This is a genomic window from Bradyrhizobium sp. LMTR 3, from assembly GCF_001693485.1.
In the GTDB taxonomy this organism is placed as follows: Bacteria; Pseudomonadota; Alphaproteobacteria; order Rhizobiales; family Xanthobacteraceae; genus Bradyrhizobium.
The window spans coordinates 375,587-394,482 of the sequence record NZ_MAXC01000033.1; the positions used below are offsets into that span (position 1 = coordinate 375,587).

17 protein-coding genes are annotated in these 18,896 nt (G+C 62.4%); 12 read left to right on the forward strand and 5 right to left on the reverse strand.

Going from position 1 to position 18,896, the window contains the following annotated elements:
- Positions 1-2: 2 nt before the first annotated feature.
- The 10 genes from dxr to lpxB all read left to right on the forward strand — a co-directional run bounded on the left by dxr (position 3) and on the right by lpxB (position 11,251).
- Positions 3-1,226, forward strand: a complete 1,224-nt coding sequence (dxr, locus tag LMTR3_RS22620) for a 1-deoxy-D-xylulose-5-phosphate reductoisomerase (RefSeq protein WP_065747375.1) — start codon at positions 3-5, stop codon at positions 1,224-1,226.
- A gap of 43 nt (positions 1,227-1,269) precedes the next feature.
- The gene (gene rseP / locus LMTR3_RS22625; RefSeq protein WP_065747187.1) at positions 1,270-2,445 is read left to right on the forward strand and encodes an RIP metalloprotease RseP; all 1,176 of its coding nucleotides are present in this window, start codon (positions 1,270-1,272) and stop codon (positions 2,443-2,445) included.
- 173 nt (positions 2,446-2,618) lie between these two features.
- The gene (gene bamA, locus LMTR3_RS22630) at positions 2,619-5,186 is read left to right on the forward strand and encodes an outer membrane protein assembly factor BamA (RefSeq protein WP_065747188.1); all 2,568 of its coding nucleotides are present in this window, start codon (positions 2,619-2,621) and stop codon (positions 5,184-5,186) included.
- Between the two features lie 127 nt (positions 5,187-5,313).
- Complete coding sequence (gene lpxD / locus LMTR3_RS22635; RefSeq protein ID WP_065747189.1) at positions 5,314-6,381, forward strand: UDP-3-O-(3-hydroxymyristoyl)glucosamine N-acyltransferase; 1,068 nt, start codon at positions 5,314-5,316, stop codon at positions 6,379-6,381.
- Complete coding sequence (fabZ, locus tag LMTR3_RS22640) at positions 6,381-6,839, forward strand: 3-hydroxyacyl-ACP dehydratase FabZ (protein WP_028345839.1); 459 nt, start codon at positions 6,381-6,383, stop codon at positions 6,837-6,839. Before lpxD ends, fabZ begins: the two co-directional genes overlap by 1 nt.
- 145 nt (positions 6,840-6,984) lie before the next feature.
- Positions 6,985-7,620, forward strand: a complete 636-nt coding sequence (locus LMTR3_RS22645; protein ID WP_349643817.1) for a histidine phosphatase family protein — start codon at positions 6,985-6,987, stop codon at positions 7,618-7,620.
- 252 nt (positions 7,621-7,872) lie between these two features.
- Complete coding sequence (locus LMTR3_RS22650) at positions 7,873-8,214, forward strand: hypothetical protein (RefSeq protein ID WP_065747377.1); 342 nt, start codon at positions 7,873-7,875, stop codon at positions 8,212-8,214.
- Between the two features lie 169 nt (positions 8,215-8,383).
- A complete protein-coding gene (gene lpxA, locus LMTR3_RS22655) occupies positions 8,384-9,187 on the forward strand; it encodes an acyl-ACP--UDP-N-acetylglucosamine O-acyltransferase (protein WP_065747190.1) in 804 nt (267 codons plus the stop codon).
- Between the two features lie 19 nt (positions 9,188-9,206).
- Positions 9,207-10,064: an LpxI family protein gene (locus tag LMTR3_RS22660; protein WP_065747191.1), complete on the forward strand. Its 858-nt coding sequence runs from the start codon at positions 9,207-9,209 to the stop codon at positions 10,062-10,064.
- Between the two features lie 23 nt (positions 10,065-10,087).
- Entirely contained in the window at positions 10,088-11,251 is a 1,164-nt protein-coding gene (lpxB, locus tag LMTR3_RS22665) for a lipid-A-disaccharide synthase (protein WP_065747378.1), read from the forward strand.
- Positions 11,252-11,402: 151 nt separating this feature from the next.
- Here the strand turns inward: lpxB and gltA are convergent, their stop codons facing one another.
- Together gltA and gltX are read right to left on the reverse strand one after the other, a co-directional pair.
- On the reverse strand, positions 11,403-12,707 hold the full coding sequence (gene gltA, locus LMTR3_RS22670) for a citrate synthase (protein WP_065747192.1): 1,305 nt from the start codon (positions 12,705-12,707) through the stop codon (positions 11,403-11,405).
- A 163-nt stretch (positions 12,708-12,870) separates the two neighbouring features.
- Positions 12,871-14,295, reverse strand: a complete 1,425-nt coding sequence (gene gltX, locus LMTR3_RS22675) for a glutamate--tRNA ligase (RefSeq protein ID WP_065747193.1) — start codon at positions 14,293-14,295, stop codon at positions 12,871-12,873.
- 140 nt (positions 14,296-14,435) lie between these two features.
- On the opposite strand from gltX, the gene LMTR3_RS22680 reads away from it, so the two are divergent.
- Positions 14,436-16,118, forward strand: a complete 1,683-nt coding sequence (locus LMTR3_RS22680) for a glutamine--tRNA ligase/YqeY domain fusion protein (RefSeq protein ID WP_065747194.1) — start codon at positions 14,436-14,438, stop codon at positions 16,116-16,118.
- A gap of 113 nt (positions 16,119-16,231) precedes the next feature.
- Entirely contained in the window at positions 16,232-16,624 is a 393-nt protein-coding gene (locus LMTR3_RS22685; RefSeq protein ID WP_065747195.1) for a nuclear transport factor 2 family protein, read from the forward strand.
- Positions 16,625-16,655: 31 nt separating this feature from the next.
- Here the strand turns inward: LMTR3_RS22685 and glnA are convergent, their stop codons facing one another.
- The 3 genes from glnA to LMTR3_RS22700 form a co-directional block, all read right to left on the reverse strand.
- Entirely contained in the window at positions 16,656-18,086 is a 1,431-nt protein-coding gene (gene glnA / locus LMTR3_RS22690; protein WP_065747196.1) for a type I glutamate--ammonia ligase, read from the reverse strand.
- A 114-nt stretch (positions 18,087-18,200) separates the two neighbouring features.
- Positions 18,201-18,383, reverse strand: a complete 183-nt coding sequence (locus tag LMTR3_RS22695; protein WP_065747197.1) for a hypothetical protein — start codon at positions 18,381-18,383, stop codon at positions 18,201-18,203.
- Positions 18,384-18,632: 249 nt separating this feature from the next.
- Positions 18,633-18,890 carry a hypothetical protein gene (locus tag LMTR3_RS22700; protein WP_065747198.1) on the reverse strand — a complete coding sequence of 86 codons (258 nt, stop codon included), beginning with the start codon at positions 18,888-18,890 and terminating at the stop codon, positions 18,633-18,635.
- Positions 18,891-18,896 lie beyond the last annotated feature (6 nt).

Here is an 18,896-nt window from a genome sequence, read left to right on the forward strand (position 1 = left end):
CGATGAGCGCAGTTCCATTGCGTAACAACAAGGCCGCTTGGTCGGATGCGCGCACCGTCACGGTGCTGGGCGCCACCGGTTCCATCGGCGACAGCACCATGGATCTGCTGCGCGGTGCGCGCGACCGCTACCAGGTCGAGGCGCTGACCGCGAATTCCAACGTCGAAGCGCTGGCCAGGCTGGCGAAGGAATTCGGCGTACGATTCGCTGCGATCGCCGACCCCGCGCGACTTGGCGAACTGAAGGATGCGCTGGCAGGCACGAACATCGAATGCGGCGCCGGCGAAAGCGCGATCATCGAGGCCGCCGCGCGTCCCGCCGACTGGGTGATGGCGGCGGTGAGCGGCGCGGCCGGGCTGAAGCCCGCGCTCGCAGCGGTCGACCGCGGTGCCGCCGTCGCATTGGCGAACAAGGAATGCCTGGTGTGTGCCGGCGATTTCTTCATGCAGCGCGCGGCGAAGGCCGGCGCCTGCATCCTCCCGGCGGATTCCGAACACAATGCGCTGTTTCAGGCGCTCTCTTCGGGCAATCGCGAGGAATTGGTGCGCGTGATCATCACTGCATCCGGTGGCCCGTTCCGCACCTGGGCGCCGGCCGACATCGAGCAGGCGACGCTTGAGCAGGCCTTGAAGCATCCGAACTGGAGCATGGGCCAGAAGATCACTATTGATTCGGCCTCGATGATGAACAAGGGCCTCGAAGTCATCGAAGCCTCCTATCTCTTTGCGCTTTCGGCCGACGAGATCGACGTCCTCGTGCATCCGCAGTCGATCATCCACGGCATGGTCGAATTCTCGGATCGCTCTGTGGTTGCGCAGCTCGGCGCGCCCGACATGCGCATCCCGATCGCGCACTGCCTTGGATGGCCCGATCGAATCGTTGGCCCGTCGGCCAGGCTGGACCTCGCAAAAATCGGCCAGCTCACATTCGAGGCGCCGGACTTCGAGCGGTTCCCGGGCTTGCGGCTGGCCTACGAAGCGTTACGTACGGGACGTGGCGCGACCACGGTATTCAACGCCGCCAATGAGGTGGCTGTGGCGGCGTTCATTGCCGGAAAGATCAAATTCGGGTCGATCGCGCGCCTCGTCGAAGCCACCATCAACGATTGGATTCGTGCCGGGAACCTTGCGCCTTTGAGCTCGGCCGACGACGCGATCTCCGTTGACCATAACGCGCGAAATCGAGCCGCCTCCCTATTGCCTCAAATTGCCTTAAAGGCATCCTAGAGGGTTGGGGACGGAGCCATCGGCTCTTGTCGAGGGGAACCTGATGTCAGAGTTTTTTTTAAGCAGTTTCAGTACGTTGGGCCACGGGCTCATCGGCTACATCATTCCCTTTTTGTTCGTTCTGACCATCGTCGTGTTCTTTCATGAACTCGGCCACTTCCTGGTCGCCCGCTGGGCGGGCGTGAAGGTGTTGACGTTCTCGCTCGGGTTCGGCCCGGAACTTGCCGGCTTCAACGACCGCCACGGCACGCGCTGGAAGATCTCCGCGATCCCGCTAGGCGGCTACGTGAAGTTCTTCGGCGACGAATCGGAAGCCTCGACGCCCGCATCGGCCGAATCGCTCGCCCGCATGAGCGAGGAAGAGCGCGCGGGCAGTTTCCATCACAAGAAAGTCGGCGCGCGTGCAGCCATCGTGGCCGCCGGTCCGATCGCGAATTTCATTCTGGCGATCGTCATTTTCACCTGTCTCTTCACTTTCTTCGGCAAGCCGAGCACGACGGCACGCGTCGACAAGATCGAAGCCAGCAGCGCCGCCGAGCGGGCGGGCTTTCAGGTCGGCGATGTCGTCACTGCCATCGACGGCAAGAAGATCGGCAGCTTCTCCGACATGCAACGCTTCGTGAGCGTTCGCGCCGGCGAGACCATGACCTTCACCGTCAAGCGCGGTGATTCCACGCTGCAGTTGAATGGCACGCCGGAGCTGCGCGAAGTGAAGGATCCGTTCGGAAACACCCAGCGGCTCGGGATTCTCGGCATTACCCGTGCGACTACGCCGGGCGAGGTGACCACCGAGAAGGTCGATCCGGCGACGGCATTCTGGCTCGGAATCAAGGAGACCTGGTTCGTCATCGAGCAGACGCTCGCCTATATCGGTAACATTTTTACCGGCCGGGCGAGCGCGGACCAGATCGGCGGGCCGATTCGGATCGCGCAGATTTCGGGGCAGGTGGCTACCTTGGGAATCATTCCGCTGCTGCATCTGGCGGCGGTGCTGTCCATTTCGATCGGGCTATTGAATTTGTTCCCGGTGCCCTTGCTCGATGGCGGTCACCTTATGTTCTACACGGCCGAGGTGCTCCGCGGGCGTCCATTGTCGGAAAAATCCCAGGAATACGGGTTCCGAGTCGGGCTGGTTTTGGTCCTGATGCTGATGGTTTTCGCCTTCTACAACGACTTCCATCAGGTGCCCTGGCTGAAAGGGCTGTTCGGGAGATCGTAGTAGCGGCTTTTTTATGACGTTGCCCTTTGGCAACGTCTTGGAATGAAATTGGAATCGCATCGCGATGTCTGGTTTGCCGCCCTGTCGAAATTGGCTACAAGCAATGCAACTTTGGGAATCTGCCGGTTCGTAGGGGTACGGGCCGGCATTGCAATGACGAGGGCGCGTTGCGCATGATGTTTGGAATGCGAGTGCGGGGGGGCTTACTGGCCGCTCTGATCATGGTTGCCGCGCCGATGGGGGGCGCGCTGATCTCTGTGCCGGCAGCGGCCCAGACGGCGGCGTCGATAGCCGTTGAGGGGAACCGGCGTGTCGAGGTCGAGACCATCCGCTCCTATTTCAAGCCGGGCCCCGGCGGCCGCCTCGGCCAGGCCCAGATCGACGATGGCCTGAAAGCGCTGATCGAGACGGGCCTGTTCCAGGACGTGCGAATCAACCAGGTCGGCGGCCGACTGGTCGTGACGGTCGTCGAAAACGCCGTGATCGGGCGCATCGCCTTCGAAGGCAACAAGAAGGTCAAGGACGAGCAGCTTTCGGCCGAAATCCAGTCCAAGCCGCGCGGTACTTTCTCGCGCCCGATGGTTCAGTCGGACGCCCAGCGCATCGCCGAAATCTACCGGCGCTCCGGCCGTTATGACGTAAGCGTCACCCCGGAAATCATCGAGCAGCCGAACAACCGCGTCGACCTGATCTTCACGATCACCGAAGGCAGCAAGACCGGCGTCAAGTCGATCGAGTTCATCGGCAACGTCGCCTATTCGTCCTATCGCCTCAAGGACGTCATCAAGACGCGCGAATCGAACCTTCTGAGCTTCCTCGGCGGCGCCGACGTCTACGATCCCGACCGGGTCGAGGCCGACCGCGACCTGATTCGCCGCTTCTACCTCAAGAACGGTTACGCCGACGTGCAGGTGGTCGCCGCGCTGACCGAGTATGACCCCGACAAGAAGGGCTTCCTCGTCACCTTCAAGATCGATGAGGGGCAGCAATATCGCGTCGCCTCCGTCGATTTCCAGACCTCCATCCCGACCCTCGATGCCACCTCGATGCGCAGCTTCTCGCGCGTCAGCGTCGGCTCGGTTTACAATGCCGAGGCGCTGGAGAAATCCGTCGAGGAAATGCAGATCGAGGCTTCACGGCGCGGCTACGCCTTCGCGGTAGTGCGTCCGCGCGGCGATCGCAATTTCGAGCAGCACACGGTTTCGATCGTGTTCGCCGTCGACGAAGGCCCGCGAACCTATATCGAGCGCATCAACGTCCGCGGCAACACCCGGACCCGCGACTACGTGATCCGCCGCGAGTTCGACCTGTCCGAAGGCGACGCTTACAACCGCGCCCTGGTCGACCGCGCCGAGCGCCGGCTGAAGAACCTCGACTTCTTCAAGAGCGTGAAGATTCTGACCGAGCCCGGCTCGTCGACCGATCGCGTGATCCTGATCGTCGATCTCGAAGAGAAATCGACCGGCGACTTCTCGGTGTCCGGCGGCTATTCGACCTCGGACGGCGCACTGGCCGAGGTTAGCATCTCCGAGCGCAACTTCCTCGGCCGGGGCCTGTATGCGAAGGCTGCCGTGACCTACGGTCAGTACGCGCGCGGCGGCTCGCTGTCCTTCGTCGATCCCTATCTGTTTGACTACCGCGTCGCGCTTGGCCTCGACCTGTTCTATCGTGAACAGCTCGCCAACAGCTACATCGCGTACGGCACCAAGACGCTGGGCTTCAGCCCGCGGCTCGGCTTCACCCTGCGGGAAGATCTTGCGCTTCAGTTGCGCTACTCGATCTACCAGCAGGAAATCTCGCTGCCGAACACGCTGGCGAATTGTAACAACAACTCGGCGAACTCGTTGCTCGCGTTCAACCCGTCGCCGGCATTTGCCCAACTGAATGGTGTTGGCGCGGGCGGATCGATAACGTCAGGAGGCCAGACCGCCACTGACGTCTCCGGCCAGGGCCTGTGGTGTTACTTCGACGGTGAAGCCTCGCTGCCGGTCCGCAGGGAACTGCAAAGCGGCAAGGCGCTGACCTCGTCAGTCGGCTATTCGCTGAACTACAACACGCTGGACAACAACAAGAACCCGACCGACGGCTTGCTGATCGACTGGAAGCAGGACTTCGCCGGTGTCGGCGGCGACGTGAGCTACATCAAGTCGGCGATCGACGCGAAGTACTACACTCCGCTGGTCGCCGATATCGTCGGCCTGATCCATCTCCAGGGCGGTATTCTCAACCAGTTCGGCGGCAGCGAACTGCGCATGCTGGATCACTTCCAGATGGGCCCGAACCTGGTGCGCGGTTTTGCGCCGAATGGTATCGGTCCGCGCGATTTGAACCCGTTCGGCACGCGTGACGCGCTCGGCGGCACCAAGTACTGGGGCGCTTCGTTCGAATTGCAGATGCCGTTCTGGTTCCTGCCGAAGGAAGTTGGGCTCAAGGGCTCGGTCTATGCCGACGCCGGCGGACTGTTCGACTACAAGGGTCCGACGTCGTGGGCGGCAACGGGCGAGGTCAATGTGCCGGGCTGCGTCCCGCCGACGCAGGCGACGGCGACGACCGCGGCCAATCCCGGGACCTGTTTGGGATTGCAGTACGACAACGGCAATGTGGTTCGCACCTCGGTGGGTGTCGGCTTGATCTGGGCCTCGCCCTTCGGTCCGCTGCGCTTCGACTATGCGGTTCCGCTTACGAAGGGCCAGTTTGACCGCGTGCAGGAATTCAAGTTTGGCGGTGGCACATCGTTCTGAGGTGTCTTGAAGCGAAATGGACTAAGGTCCACGTGACGAGAACACCAAGGAATATGAGGAGGGTTCGGCTCCGTTTCGTCGGAGCCGGCTCTCCGGTGTGAACAGCGGCCGGACTGCGACGGGTGAAATGGCGCAGCCGATATCCTTCAAGCAACCTCCTTCCTCGACGCTGGCCGAGCTGGCCGCGTTGACGGGAGCGGTATTGGTCGACCCTGCGCGGGCCGGTGATGTGATCAGGGGCCTCGCTTCGCTTGACGAAGCGGGTCCGATGCATCTGGCGTTCTTCGACAATCTCAAATATGCCGATCAGCTCAAGGCGACCACTGCCGGCGCTTGCCTGGTCAGCCCGCGTTTCGAGGCCCAGGTGCCCGCCCATGTGGCGGTGCTGCGGGCGGCCCAGCCGTTCCGCGCCTTCGTGAAGCTGGCGCGCGAGTGGCACGCCGATGCGCTCCGCCCGCAATCCTGGTTCGACAATGACGGCATCGCGCCATCGGCGATCATCGACCCGTCCGCCCATCTCGAGGACGGCGTCATCGTCGATCCGCTCGCGGTGATCGGCCCTCGGGTCGAGATCGGCACTGGCACCGTAATCGGTGCCGGCGCGGTGATCGGCGCCGACGTCAAAATCGGCCGCGACTGCAATGTAGGTGCACGCAGCGCGATCCAGTTCGCCCTGATCGGCAACAACGTGCTGATCCATCCCGCCTGCAGCATCGGCCAGGACGGCTATGGCTTCATTTTCTTCGGCCCCGAGGGCCATCTGAAGGTGCCCCAGACCGGCCGCGTCCTGATCCAGAACGATGTCGAAATCGGCGCCGGCACCTGCATCGACCGCGGCAGCCTGCGGGATACGGTAATCGGCGAGGGCACCAAAATCGACAATCAGGTCCAGATCGGCCACAATGTGACCATCGGCAGGCACTGCCTGCTCGCGGCCCAGATCGGGCTCGCGGGCAGCCTGACGATCGGTGACAACGTCGCGCTGGGCGCCAAGGTGGGCATCAACAACCACCTCAAGATCGGCGATGGCGCGCAAGTGACGGCGATGAGCGCGGTCAAGGACGATATCCCACCCAATGGCCGCTGGGGTGGCCATTTTGCCAAACCGACCAAGCAGTGGTTCAGGGAGATTGTTGCAGTGGAGCGGCTGGTGCAGGGCGGCACGGCCGATTCGAAAGGCGAAGGGCGCGAGTGATGGAGGAGGCACCGGTCAGGTTTGAGCTCGTGGATATCAACGAGATCCTCAAGACGCTCCCGCACCGTTATCCAATGCTGCTGATCGATCGGGTGATCAAGATCCGGACCGATTACAGTGGCATCGGCATCAAGAACGTTACCTTCAACGAGCCGCCATTTCTCGGCCATTTCCCCGAACGTCCGGTCTATCCCGGCGTGATGATGATCGAGGCGATGGCGCAGACCGCCGGCGTGATCGGCATCAAGTCGGTCGAGGGCACCGAAAAGCCGCGCGCGGTTTATTTCCTCACCATCGACAAGTGCAAATTCCGCAAGCCGGTGATGCCCGGCGACACCATCGAATACCACATGCGCTCGATCGGCCGCCGCAAGGCGATGTGGTGGTTTCACGGCGACGCCAAGGTAAATGGTGCCGTGGTTGCGGAAGCCGACGTCGGCGCGATGCTGACGGATTGAGCCGGATTGAATTTACCCGTCACACAACTGACGTCTTCCTGATGTCTTTGTTCAATCCTTGGTAGTGGAAACCCATTTTCGAGGTTATTGACGAAATCTGCTGATTAGACCTGGCTTGGGTCCACGCTTTTTAACGGAGGCGTCCTTGAACAAGTTTGCGTCCATCATTTCATGTTTGGTCATTTTTCTGCTGATGCCGCCGCAAGTTTACGCGGCAGATCTCAACGGTCTTGTCACATCCCTCAAGGGTGGCGGCTACGTCATCGTGTTTCGGCACGGCGCCACCGACGATAGCCAGAAGGACATTTACCCCTTCAAATTCTACGATATGAGCGCACAGCGCCAACTGAGCGAGAAGGGCCGCACGCTGGCGCGCGACCTTGGGGCTGCGCTCGCGAAACTCGGCATACCGATCGGCGAGGTCTACACAAGCCAGCTAAACCGCGCGGTCGAGACCGGCAAGCTGCTCAGCGGCAAGGACGTGTCTCCCGTCGACGCCCTGACCGACAGCGGCGCCGGCAGTGCGTCGGCGATGGCGAACCCCGACGGCAAGAATGCCAAAATTGGGCGCGCCGTGCGCGATCTCGTCAATGCGCCCCTGAAGGCCGGCGTCAATAATGTGGTGGTGACGCACAAGACCAACGTCGCCGATGCCTTCGGAAAGGAATTTGGCGATATCCGCGAGGGCGAGGCGCTCGTCTACAAGACCAGCAGCTCGGGCCCGGCCGTCCTGGTCGCGCGCGTGCAGCCTGGCGATTGGATTGCTCAGACCGGCAGCTAGAGCCTTTTCGGTTCTGATTGAATCAGAACCGGGCTTTAGATTCTTGTTTTGAAGCGTTTTCTTGACGCGAGAACCGGTGTCCGCCCCGGATCAAGTCCGGGGTAGGCTTTCGCTGGCCAGCGCTCTAGCAGGATACCGTTGTGCATCAACCTTTGGGCGATCGGTCCAGCTTTAATTGTGAGATGTTGAGGGAACTTCAGCCAGCCCAGCAGCTTTATAGATGCTGTGGAGAATCTGTTGCCGGATGGCCGCATGAAGTTTCTCTGGGTCGGTGTTGCACTGTTAGTTCTTGGCGGACATGCTGTGGCCCGCGATGACGGTCGCTACGCCAAATCCCCGCTCAAGTCGTGGTTCGACAGCCTCAGGAGCGGAAAGGGGCCATGTTGCTCCGACGCTGATGGCTCCGCTGTCTCCGATGTCGATTGGGAATCCAAGGACGGTCATTACCGCGTGCGGCTCGAGGGCCAATGGATCGACGTCCCCGACGATGCGGTGATTACCGAGCCCAATCGCGCCGGCCGAACCATGGTGTGGCCGATGAAGGACTCGCTCGGGATTTCGATCCGCTGCTTCCTGCCCGGCAGCATGACATAGCGACGGCTTGTCTCGGCTTTCGGGAATTGGACGGCAGCGGATGGGATCTTGCAGGCGTTGCGCGCCCGACACATGACGTAATCATACGTCACTAGACAGCATTGAAGTGCCGCGCTAACCACCGGAAAACGCGAGATATTCGCGCGCAATCGATGGGCTGGGCTGCTTGATGGGTACGATCGATCCAACCGCGCGGGTTGAGGATGGCGCTGTGATCGGCGAGGGGACGACAATCGGTCCCTATTGCATCATCGGGCCGAACGTCGTCATCGGCGCGAATTGCAAGTTGATCGCGCATGTGCACATCACCGCACAGACCACAATCGGCGACGGCTGCACGATCTACCCGTTCGTCTCGCTTGGCACGCCGCCGCAATCGCTGAGCTACAAGGGCGAACTGACCCGGCTCGAGATCGGAGCGGGCTGCACCATCCGCGAATCCGTCACCATGAACGCTGGCACGGTCGCCGGCGGTGGCATCACCCGCGTCGGCGAACGCGGCTACTTCATGAATTGCAGCCATGTGGGACACGATTGCCAGGTCGGCAATGACGTGATTTTTGCCACTTCGGCGACGCTTGGCGGTCACTGCGAGATCGGCGATTTCGTCTTCATCGGCGGGCTCTCTGCCGTGCATCAGTTCACGCGGATCGGGCCGCAGGTGATGGTCGGTGGCGTCTGCGGCGTCCGCGGCGACATCATTCCGTTCGGGCTCGCCAATGGACAGTATGCCAGTCTCGAAGGGCTGAACATCATCGGCATGAAGCGCCGCAAGTTCACCAGGGAGCGGCTCGCCAAGGTGCGCTCGTTCTACCAGAAGCTGTTTCACGGGCCCGGTATCTTTGCCGAGCGGCTGAATGCGGTGCAGCCGATGGCTGGAGAGGATCCGGCGATCGCCGAAATCCTCGCCTTCATCGGCGACGGTAAACTTCGTCCGCTCTGCCTTCCTGCCGGCGACGGCAACAAACCTTGATGACGGGATCGCCGCAGCCATGATCTCAGCGGCTTCCGATATTTCATCGCCGGTCGGCGTCATCGCAGGCGGCGGCGCGATGCCGTTCGCGGTGGCGGAGTCGCTTAGCCAGCGGGGATTGGCGCCAGTGCTGTTCGCGCTGCGAGGCGCCTGCGATCCGGATCGCGTCGGCCGCTTCCGCCATCACTGGATCTCGGTCGGACAGCTCGGCCGCGCGACAAAGCTGTTCCGTAGTGAGGGTTGCCGCGACCTGATCTTCATCGGTACGCTGCTGCGGCCCGCGCTGTCGGAAATCAGGCTGGACTGGGGAACGATCCGGGTGATCGGCCGCGTCTGGGCGGCGTTTCGCGGCGGCGACGATCACCTGTTGTCGGGGATCGGCCGCATCCTCGAACAGGACGGTTTCCGGATGGTCGGTATCAGGGATGTCGCCCCCGACGTGCTGATGCCGGAGGGGCGAATTGCCCGTGCCATGCCGGATACCGCCGCCGCCGCCGATATTGCCAAGGGGCGGGAGGTGCTCGGCGCGCTCGGTCCGTTCGACATCGGCCAGGCCGTGGTCGTGATCGACGGGCACGTGGTCGCGGTCGAGGATATCGAGGGCACCGACGGGCTGTTGGCGCGGGTGGCGAGGCTGCGCGAGGCGGGGCGCATTCGCGCCAAATCCGGCCGCGGCGTGCTGGTGAAGGCGCCGAAGAGCGGGCAGGATTTGCGCTTCGACTTGCCGGCCGTGGGCGCAAAAACCATCGAAGGCGTGGCAAAAGCCGGGCTCGCCGGCATTGCCGTGATCGCCGGCCATACCATTGCCGCGGACTCGCAAGCCATGATCGAGGCCGCTGATAGCGCCGGCCTGTTCATCCAGGGCCTGCCCGCGTGACGCCGCCTCGCGCGACCGCCGGGATGGAGCGGAGGATATTTCTGATCGCGACGGAAGAATCCGGCGATCGCCTCGGCGCCAGTTTGATGAAGGTGCTGCGTCAGCGCCTTGGCGATGCGGTACAATTCGAGGGCGTCGGCGGTCGCGCAATGGCGCGCGAAGGCCTGGAGTCGCTGTTTCCGATTGAAGAACTCTCGATCATCGGGCTGGCCGCAGTCGTCAAGGAACTGCCGAAGATCCTCGGGCTGATCAAGGAAACGGCTATCGTAGTGACGGAGGCATCGCCGGATATTCTCGTCATCATCGACAGCCCCGACTTTACCCATCGCGTCGCCAGGCGTGTGCGCGCCAAGGATCCCAAGATTCCGATCGTCGACTATGTGTCGCCCTCGGTATGGGCGTGGCGACCCGGCCGGGCGCGCGCGATGCGCAAATATGTCGATCACGTGCTGGCGCTGCTGCCGTTCGAGCCCGAGGCCTATCGCAGGCTGCACGGCCCGCCCTGCACCTATGTCGGTCACCCCCTGACCGAGCAACTGGCCTCGCTGCGGCCGAATGCCGATGAGAGCAGGCGGCGGGCGGAATCGCCGCCGGTGCTGCTGGTGCTGCCGGGAAGCCGCCGCAGCGAAATTCGTCACCACATGGCGGTATTCGGCCAGGCGGTGGGACTGCTGCAGGAGCAGGGCACGCCGTTCGAACTGGTGCTGCCGACCATGCCGCATCTGCAGGAGGCGGTCGTGGATGCGGTCAAAGGCTGGCCGGTGCAGCCGCAGGTCGTCATCGGCGAGCAGGAGAAGCGGGCGGCATTCCGGATCGCGCATGCAGCGCTCGCCAAATCCGGCACCGTGACGCTCGAGCTGGCATTGGCTGGCGTGCCGATGGTGACGGCCTACCGGACCGGCGCCGTGGAAGCCTGGATCTTGCGGCGGGCGATCAAGGTGAACTCGGTGATCTTGGCCAATCTCGTGATCGGCGAGAATGTCGTGCCGGAATTCCTGCAGGAGAATTGCACGCCGGAGAAACTCGCAGCCGCGCTGCGCGAGGCGTTGGGCGAAAGCGAACTGCGTCGAAAGCAACTCGAGGCCTTCGGCAAAATCGACGGCATCATGTCGACCGGCAACCAGCCGCCGAGCGTGCGCGCCGCGGACATCGTGCTGCAGACGATGTGGCAGGCGCGGCGGGGATAGGATTGTAGGATGGGTGGAGCGAAGCGATACCCATCAATCGCGGCGTATACTGACGATGGGTATCGCTGCGCTCCACCCATCCTACGCGTCAAACAAAAGCCGGACGCGATGATCGCATCCGGCTTTCGAAATGTGGTGTAAGCGACGTCGATTACTTCCGCTTGTCCATCGCCACGTAATCGCGGCGGGCGACGCCGGTATAGAGCTGGCGCGGACGGCCGATCTTCTGCTGCGGATCCTCGATCATCTCGCTCCACTGGCTGATCCAGCCGACGGTGCGGGCGACGGCGAACAGCACGGTGAACATCGAGGTCGGGAAGCCCATCGCCTTCAGCGTGATGCCTGAATAGAAGTCGACGTTCGGGTAGAGCTTGCGGTCGATGAAGTACTGGTCGCTCAACGCGATCCTTTCCAGTTCCATCGCGACGTTCAGCATCGGATCGTTGCCATGGCCGGTCTCGGCGAGCACGGCGTGACACATCTTCTGCATGATCTTGGCGCGCGGGTCGTAGTTCTTGTAGACGCGGTGACCGAAACCCATCAGGCGGACTTCCGAGTTCTTGTCCTTCACCTTGGCGATGAATTCCGGAATCTTGTCGACCGTGCCGATCTCCGCGAGCATCGCCAGCGCGGCCTCGTTGGCGCCGCCATGCGCCGGACCCCACAGACAGGCGATGCCCGCGGCGATACAGGCGAACGGGTTGGCGCCGGAGGAGCCGGCGATACGCACCGTCGAGGTCGAGGCGTTCTGCTCGTGGTCGGCGTGCAGGATGAAGATCTTGTCGAGCGCGTCAGCCAGCACCGGATTGATCTTGTATTCCTCGCAGGGCACCGCGAAGCACATGTGCAGGAAGTTCTCGGCAAAGGAGAGCGAGTTCTTCGGATACATGAAGGGCTGGCCGACGGTGTATTTGTAGGCCATCGCGGCCAGCGTCGGGACCTTCGCGATCATCCGCATCGAAGCGATCATGCGCTGCCGCGGATCGTTGATGTCGGTGCTATCGTGATAGAATGCGGCCAGTGCGCCGACGGCGGCGACCATGATCGCCATCGGGTGGGCGTCGCGGCGAAAACCCTGGAAGAAGCGGGCCATCTGCTCGTGAACCATGGTGTGATGGATCACGCGGTGGTCGAAATCCTGCTTCTGGGCCTTGGTCGGAAGTTCCCCGTAGAGCAGGAGGTAGCAGGTCTCGAGGAAGTCGCCCTGTTCGGCGAGCTGCTCGATCGGGTAGCCGCGGTATTCCAGCACACCGGCGTCGCCGTCGATATAGGTGATCTTCGACTGGCAGCTTCCGGTGGAGGTGAAGCCGGGGTCGTAGGTGAACATCCCGGCCTGGGCGTAGAGCTTGGCGATGTCGATGACATCTGGCCCCACCGTGCCGCTGAGGATCGGGAAATCGTAGGTCTTGTTGCCTACCGTGAGCGTTGCAGTCTTGTTGCTGGATTTTGCGTCCATCGTGAAGTCCCCGATGAAATCGTTGCGAAAACCGCGCCTGACCCTGGTGCCAATTTCCGGGGCACAAGCAAGGAGGCCGGCTTGTCTGGAAGCGGCGGCAATTGGGTTAGCTTATTGCCCTGTGCACTGCAAGATGGCCGGAAACCCGCATAAGGTAGGGGCTTCAGTCGGCCGCCTGATCAGCTAGCCGACCCAGGCATTCCTCGCGCCCCAGGACTGCCAAAACGTCGAAAATGCCGGGCGAAGTCGTCCGTCCGGTCAGCGCCACCCGGAGCGGCTGGGCGACGGCGCCGAGCTTGAGGTTGTTCTGCTCCGCGAAATTCCGCATGGCGGATTCGGTGGTCTCGGCGCGCCAGTCGGTCACGGTTTCCAGCGCGGTGCGGAGCTGGCCGATCAGGATGCGGGTTTCCGGCGTCAGCAGAGCCAAGGCCTTCGGCTCGATCTGGAGCGGACGGTCGGCAAAGATGAAGTAGGCGCCCGAGATCAGCTCGATCAGCGTCTTGGCGCGCTCCTTCAGGCTCGGCATCGCCCGCAGCAATTGTGCGCGGGTGGTGTCGTTGAGTTTCGCCTTCAACTCGGCGCCATCGGGAACATAGTCCAGAACGCTCTCGAATTGGGATACCAGCGCACCGTCGTCGGCGTGGCGGATGTAGTGGCCGTTGAGGTTTTCCAGCTTGGCGAAATCGAAGCGTGCAGCAGACCGCCCGATCGCGGGCAGGTCGAACGCATCGATCATTTCCTGCGTCGAGAAAATCTCCTGGTCGCCATGGCTCCAGCCGAGCCGGACCAGGTAATTGCGCAGCGCCGCCGGCAGATATCCCATGGCGCGGTAGGCATCGACACCGAGCGCGCCATGGCGCTTCGAGAGTTTTGAACCATCGGGCCCGTGGATCAGCGGGATATGGGACATGTTCGGGATGTCCCATCCGAGCGCATCGTAGATCTGCTTCTGGCGTGCGGCGTTGATCAGATGGTCGTCGCCGCGGATGACGTGGGTCACGCCCATGTCGTGGTCGTCGACGACGACAGCCAGCATGTAGGTCGGATTGCCGTCGCCACGCAGCAGCACGAGATCGTCGAGATTTTCGTTCTGCCAGACCACGCGGCCCTGCACCTGGTCCTCGATCACGGTCTCGCCGGTCTGCGGGGCCTTCAGGCGAATGGTCGGCTTCATGCCGGCGGGCGCGTCTCCCGGATCACGATCCCGCCACATCCCGTCATAGAGGCGGGTGCGGCCCTCCGCGCGCGCCTTCTCGCGCATCGCGGTCAGCTCCTCCGCGGTGGCGTAGCAACGGTACGCCTTGCCGCTGGCGAGCAGTTGCTCGGCGACCTCGCGATGCCTTGCGGCGCGGCTGAACTGGTAGATGACGTCGTCGTCCCAATCGAGCTCGAGCCATTTCAGCCCGTCAAGGATCGCGGCGATGGCGGCTTCCGTGGAGCGTTCGCGGTCGGTGTCCTCGATCCGCAGCAGCATCTTGCCGCCGCGCTTCTTGGCATAGAGCCAGTTGAACAGCGCGGTCCGGGCGCCTCCGATATGGAGGAAGCCGGTGGGCGAAGGGGCGAAGCGTGTGACGACGGAATCAGTCATTACCAAGCGCGTGAGCGGTGAACGGCGGTGGTGTATAGCAGGAACGGTGCATAACTAAAGCCCGGGCTGGCGGCAAAGTGGGCTTGGCTCACAGGGGCGAATTTGGCAGAAGGTTCGCCAATCCCTAACAGGAACTCAGGATGACCACAGAACCGGTAACGGCAGAGGCGGGGCGCGATTTCATCCGCGACATCGTCCAGGCCGATCTCTCTTCCGACAAGCACAGCCGGATCGTGACCCGATTTCCGCCGGAGCCGAACGGCTATCTGCATATCGGCCATGCCAAGTCGATTGCCCTCAATTTCGGCATCGCGCAGGAGTTTGGAGGCAAGTGTCATCTGCGCTTCGACGATACCAACCCGACCAAGGAAGAGCAGGAATATATCGATTCCATCCAGGCCGACGTGCATTGGCTCGGCTACGACTGGGGAACCGACCTCTATTACGCCTCCGACTATTTCGATCGTCTGTATGACTGGGCGGAGGGCCTGATCAAGGCGGGCGATGCCTATGTCGACGACCAGTCGCAGGAGGAAATCCGTATCAACCGCGGCACGCTGACGGAACCCGGCAAGAACTCGCCGTTCCGCGACCGCACGGTGGAGGAAAACCTCGATCTCTTCAGGCGCATGAAGGCCGGCGAGTTTCCGAACGGCAGCCGCGTGCTGCGGGCCAAGATCGACATGGCGGCCGGCAATATCAACCTGCGCGATCCCGTGCTCTACCGCATCCTCCACGCCGAGCATCCGCGCACCGGCACCAAATGGTCGATCTATCCGAGCTACGACTACGCCCACGGCCAGTCGGACGCCATCGAAGGCATCACGCATTCGATCTGCACGTTGGAATTCGAGGACCATCGTCCGCTCTATGAATGGCTGCTGGACAAGCTGCCGGTTCCGTCAAAGCCGCGCCAGTACGAATTCGCCCGCCTCAACCTGACCTATACGCTGCTGTCGAAGCGCGTGCTGACGCAGCTCGTCCGCGACGGTCACGTCTCCGGCTGGGACGATCCGCGGATGCCGACGATCGCCGGGTTGAAGCGGCGCGGCGTGCCGCCGGCCGCGGTGCGCGAATTCGTCAAACGTATCGGCGTGGCCAAAGCCAACAGCGTGGTCGATGTCGGCATGCTGGAATTCTGCATCCGCGAGCACCTCAACAAGACGGCGCAGCGGCGGATGGCGGTGCTGCGGCCGCTGAAGGTCGTGATCGAGAATTATCCGGAAGGGCAGACGGAAGAGCTCGAAGCCGTCAACCATCCCGACGATCCGGCCGCGGGCACGCGCAAAATCTCGTTCGGCCGCGAGCTCTATATCGAGCGCGACGATTTCATGGAGAACCCGCCCAAAAAATTCTTCCGCCTGTCGCCGGGCAATGAGGTGCGGCTGCGCTACGCCTATTTCGTGAAATGCACCGGCGTCATCAAGAATGACGCGGGCGAAGTGGTCGAACTGCGCTGCACCTATGATCCCGCGACGAGGGGCGGCAACGCGCCTGACGGCCGCAAGGTCAAGGCCACCATGCACTGGCTGTCGGCCAAGGATTCGGTGCCGGCGGAAATCCGCGTCTACAATCAGCTCTTCTCGAGCGCGAGCCCGAGTGCCGCGAATTTCGCGGCCGACCTCAGTCCGGAATCACTGGAGGTGTTGTCTGACGCGCGGGTCGAGCCGTCGGTCGCATCAGACAATTCGGGCGAAGTGATGCAGTTCGAGCGGCAGGGCTATTTCGTGCGCGACAAGGATTCCGAGCCGGGCAAGCCGGTGTTCAACCGCACCATCGGCCTGCGCGACACCTTTGCCAAGGAAGTCGGCGGGAAGGGGTGAGCGAGGGAATGTAGGGTGGGCAAAGCGCAGCGTGCCCACCATTGACGACACGACTTGAGGAGAGGTGGTGGGCACGCTGCGCTTTGCCCACCCTACGATTTTGGATCGTGTTGATGCAGAACGCCACCGACGACATCGTCTCCGGAATCATGAAGAGATGGGCGGCGGCGTTCAGCAAACTGGATGCCGAGGCACTCGCCGCGCTCTATTCGAGGAGCGCATTCTTCTTCGGCTCGAACCCGAACTTCTACCGCGGCGATGACGGCGTTAAGGCCTATTTCAAGGGGCTGCCGCGCTGGCGGTCGCCCTCCGTTCAATTCACCGATGTCAGGACGGCACAGGCGGCACCCGACCTGATCAACGTCGCGGGCACGGCGACGTTTACCGTCGAGAAGGGTGCGGAGCCGCTGGTAGTGAAAATCACCTGGGTGATCTTTCGCGAAGACGGCGACTGGAAGATCGTCAGCCATCACGTCTCGTCGAAGACGCCGCTGATCGCGCAGTAGCCTGGTCAAGCCTTAGCTAGCGCGGTCGCTGCTAAATATCGTAATACAAGTGAAACTCGTAAGGATGAGGGCGCAGCCGGATAGGATCGATCTCCTTCTTCCGCTTGTAGTCGAGCCAGGTCTCGATCGCGTCGTCGGTGAACACATCGCCCCGAAGCAGGAAGGCGTGATCGCGCTCAAGCGCGTCAAGCGCCTGATCAAGTGACCCCGGAGTCGACTTCACGTCCTTCGCCTCGGCGGGCGGCAGATCATAGAGGTTCTTGTCGATCGGGCTGCCCGGATCGATCCGATTATCGATGCCGTCAAGGCCGGCCATCAGCATCGCGGCAAAGGCCAAATAGGGATTGCAAGAAGGATCCGGCGAGCGAAACTCGACGCGCTTTGCCCGCGGGTGCGGCGAATACATCGGAATACGGCAGCAGGCTGAGCGGTTGCGCTGAGAATAGACCAGGTTGATCGGAGCTTCGTACCCGGGCACCAGGCGCCGATAGGAGTTCGTGGTGGGGGCGCAAAGCCCGCACAACGCCCAGGCGTGGGTCAACAGACCGCCGATGTAGTAGCGACCAAGCTGGCTCAACTCGGCATAATCGCCGCTGTTGTAGAACAGATTGGTCTCACCCTTCCAAAGGGACTGGTGAACGTGCATCCCCGACGCGTTGTCCTCGAACAGCGGCTTCGGCATGAAGGTTGCGGTCATGCGGTGCTCCCGGGCAGTGTTCTTCACCACGTATTTGTAGATCATCAGATTGTCCGCCATGCGGGTGAGCGTCGTGAAGCGCATGTCGATTTCGTTCTGGCCGCCGGTCGCGACTTCATGGTGATGGGCTTCGATCAGGATGCCCAGCTGTTCCATCGTCAACACCATTTCGGTGCGGAGAGCCTGCATGCTGTCGGTCGGGGGAACGGGAAAGTATCCCTCCTTCGGGCGCGGCTTGTGGGCCAGATTCGGCGTTTCCTCCTTGCCCGTGTTCCAACTGCCTTCGCTGGAATCGATTTCGTGAAAGGCGAAATTGATGCCCTGTCCGTAGCGCACGTCGTCGAACACGAAGAACTCCGCCTCCGGGCCGAAATAGCTCGTATCGGCGTGGCCGCTGCCCGTCAGGTAGGTTTCGGCCTTCTGGGCGATGTAACGGGCATCGCGGTTATAGGATTGACCGGTCACGGGGTCCCGGATGTTGCAGATCAGGACCAGGGTCGATGCCGGAGAATAGGGGTCGAGGAATGCCGTGGTCGGGTCCGGGACGACCAGCATGTCGCTTTCCTGGATCTCCTGGAAACCGCGAATCGATGAGCCATCGAATCCAATGCCTTCGCTGAGAGCATCGACACTCGCTGCACCCGGCGGCACGGAGAAATGTTGCCACACCCCGGGCAAGTCGGTGAAGCGCAGATCGATCATCTGCACCTTCTCGTCCTTGATCGCCTTCACGAGATCTTCGGCTGTCGTACACTTCGGAAACATGGCTTCGCTCCTGTCATGGAGAGCCGAATCGTGGACGTCGTGATGCCCTTCAGGCGCGGCGAAGCGGCCTGCGACGGGCCCTGGCGCACGTTCTGCGTTACTGCGCCGGCAACCTCAGCTTTGGTGGGGCCCGCGCATGAGCTTCATCGCGTCTTCGATATGCCGCCAGGTTCTGGCCAGTTCGACCTCGCCCTTTGCCTCGAGCTCGATGGCGTTCTGGGCGGCTTCAGCGATAGCCTTGGCACCGTGTGCTTCCAGCAGCTGCCGCGCATAGTCGTGGATTTCGGTTTCTCGCATGGCGTCATGCTCCTCTCGCTCCGAGTGCAACCGTGAATTCCAGTCGAACTGAGAGCCGTAGACGTTGACACCTGATCTTGCGCCCACAGTGTGCATCCTGCTGCGGCGCACTTGCAAGAGCGCGTTCCGGGCGGTGGGCTGCCGGGTTGGATGGGGGCTCCGGGAAGAGCAGCGGCAACACAGCGCAGGCCGCCGCGACGGCGGGTGGCTGTGCGCCGGTCAGCGACAGCGCCCGGTCGGCGCCTCCGCCTAGCAGCCCCGACAAATGCCCCGTATGGCTTTTGCGAGCTGGGCGTCGTCCGGCGACATCGGCTCGTAGGGCTTTTGCTGCTCGGCTTGCCGCGCTTCGTTCGCTTTCTGCCGGGCGGCGCGCGCAACCTCCTGGCGCTGGTAGCACGCCTCGCGTTCAGCTCTCGCCTCGATGAATCGGCATTGCTCTGGAGTGGCCGCATTGGCGTGAGAGGTAATCAAGATCACCGCAAATAAAAGGCTGGTCGCAAGCTTCATGTCGCT

Bases quoted from the DNA above. Each gene is read 5' to 3' on its own strand.
- dxr (WP_065747375.1), top strand. From the start codon at position 3: ATGAGCGCAGTTCCATTGCGTAACAACAAGGCCGCTTGGTCGGATGCG.
- rseP (WP_065747187.1), top strand. From the start codon at position 1,270: ATGTCAGAGTTTTTTTTAAGCAGTTTCAGTACGTTGGGCCACGGGCTC.
- bamA (WP_065747188.1), top strand. From the start codon at position 2,619: ATGATGTTTGGAATGCGAGTGCGGGGGGGCTTACTGGCCGCTCTGATC.
- lpxD (WP_065747189.1), top strand. From the start codon at position 5,314: ATGGCGCAGCCGATATCCTTCAAGCAACCTCCTTCCTCGACGCTGGCC.
- fabZ (WP_028345839.1), top strand. From the start codon at position 6,381: ATGGAGGAGGCACCGGTCAGGTTTGAGCTCGTGGATATCAACGAGATC.
- LMTR3_RS22650 (WP_065747377.1), top strand. From the start codon at position 7,873: ATGAAGTTTCTCTGGGTCGGTGTTGCACTGTTAGTTCTTGGCGGACAT.
- lpxA (WP_065747190.1), top strand. From the start codon at position 8,384: ATGGGTACGATCGATCCAACCGCGCGGGTTGAGGATGGCGCTGTGATC.
- LMTR3_RS22660 (WP_065747191.1), top strand. From the start codon at position 9,207: ATGATCTCAGCGGCTTCCGATATTTCATCGCCGGTCGGCGTCATCGCA.
- lpxB (WP_065747378.1), top strand. From the start codon at position 10,088: ATGGAGCGGAGGATATTTCTGATCGCGACGGAAGAATCCGGCGATCGC.
- gltA (WP_065747192.1), bottom strand. From the start codon at position 12,707: ATGGACGCAAAATCCAGCAACAAGACTGCAACGCTCACGGTAGGCAAC.
- gltX (WP_065747193.1), bottom strand. From the start codon at position 14,295: ATGACTGATTCCGTCGTCACACGCTTCGCCCCTTCGCCCACCGGCTTC.
- LMTR3_RS22680 (WP_065747194.1), top strand. From the start codon at position 14,436: ATGACCACAGAACCGGTAACGGCAGAGGCGGGGCGCGATTTCATCCGC.
- LMTR3_RS22685 (WP_065747195.1), top strand. From the start codon at position 16,232: ATGCAGAACGCCACCGACGACATCGTCTCCGGAATCATGAAGAGATGG.
- glnA (WP_065747196.1), bottom strand. From the start codon at position 18,086: ATGTTTCCGAAGTGTACGACAGCCGAAGATCTCGTGAAGGCGATCAAG.
- LMTR3_RS22695 (WP_065747197.1), bottom strand. From the start codon at position 18,383: ATGCGAGAAACCGAAATCCACGACTATGCGCGGCAGCTGCTGGAAGCA.
- LMTR3_RS22700 (WP_065747198.1), bottom strand. From the start codon at position 18,890: ATGAAGCTTGCGACCAGCCTTTTATTTGCGGTGATCTTGATTACCTCT.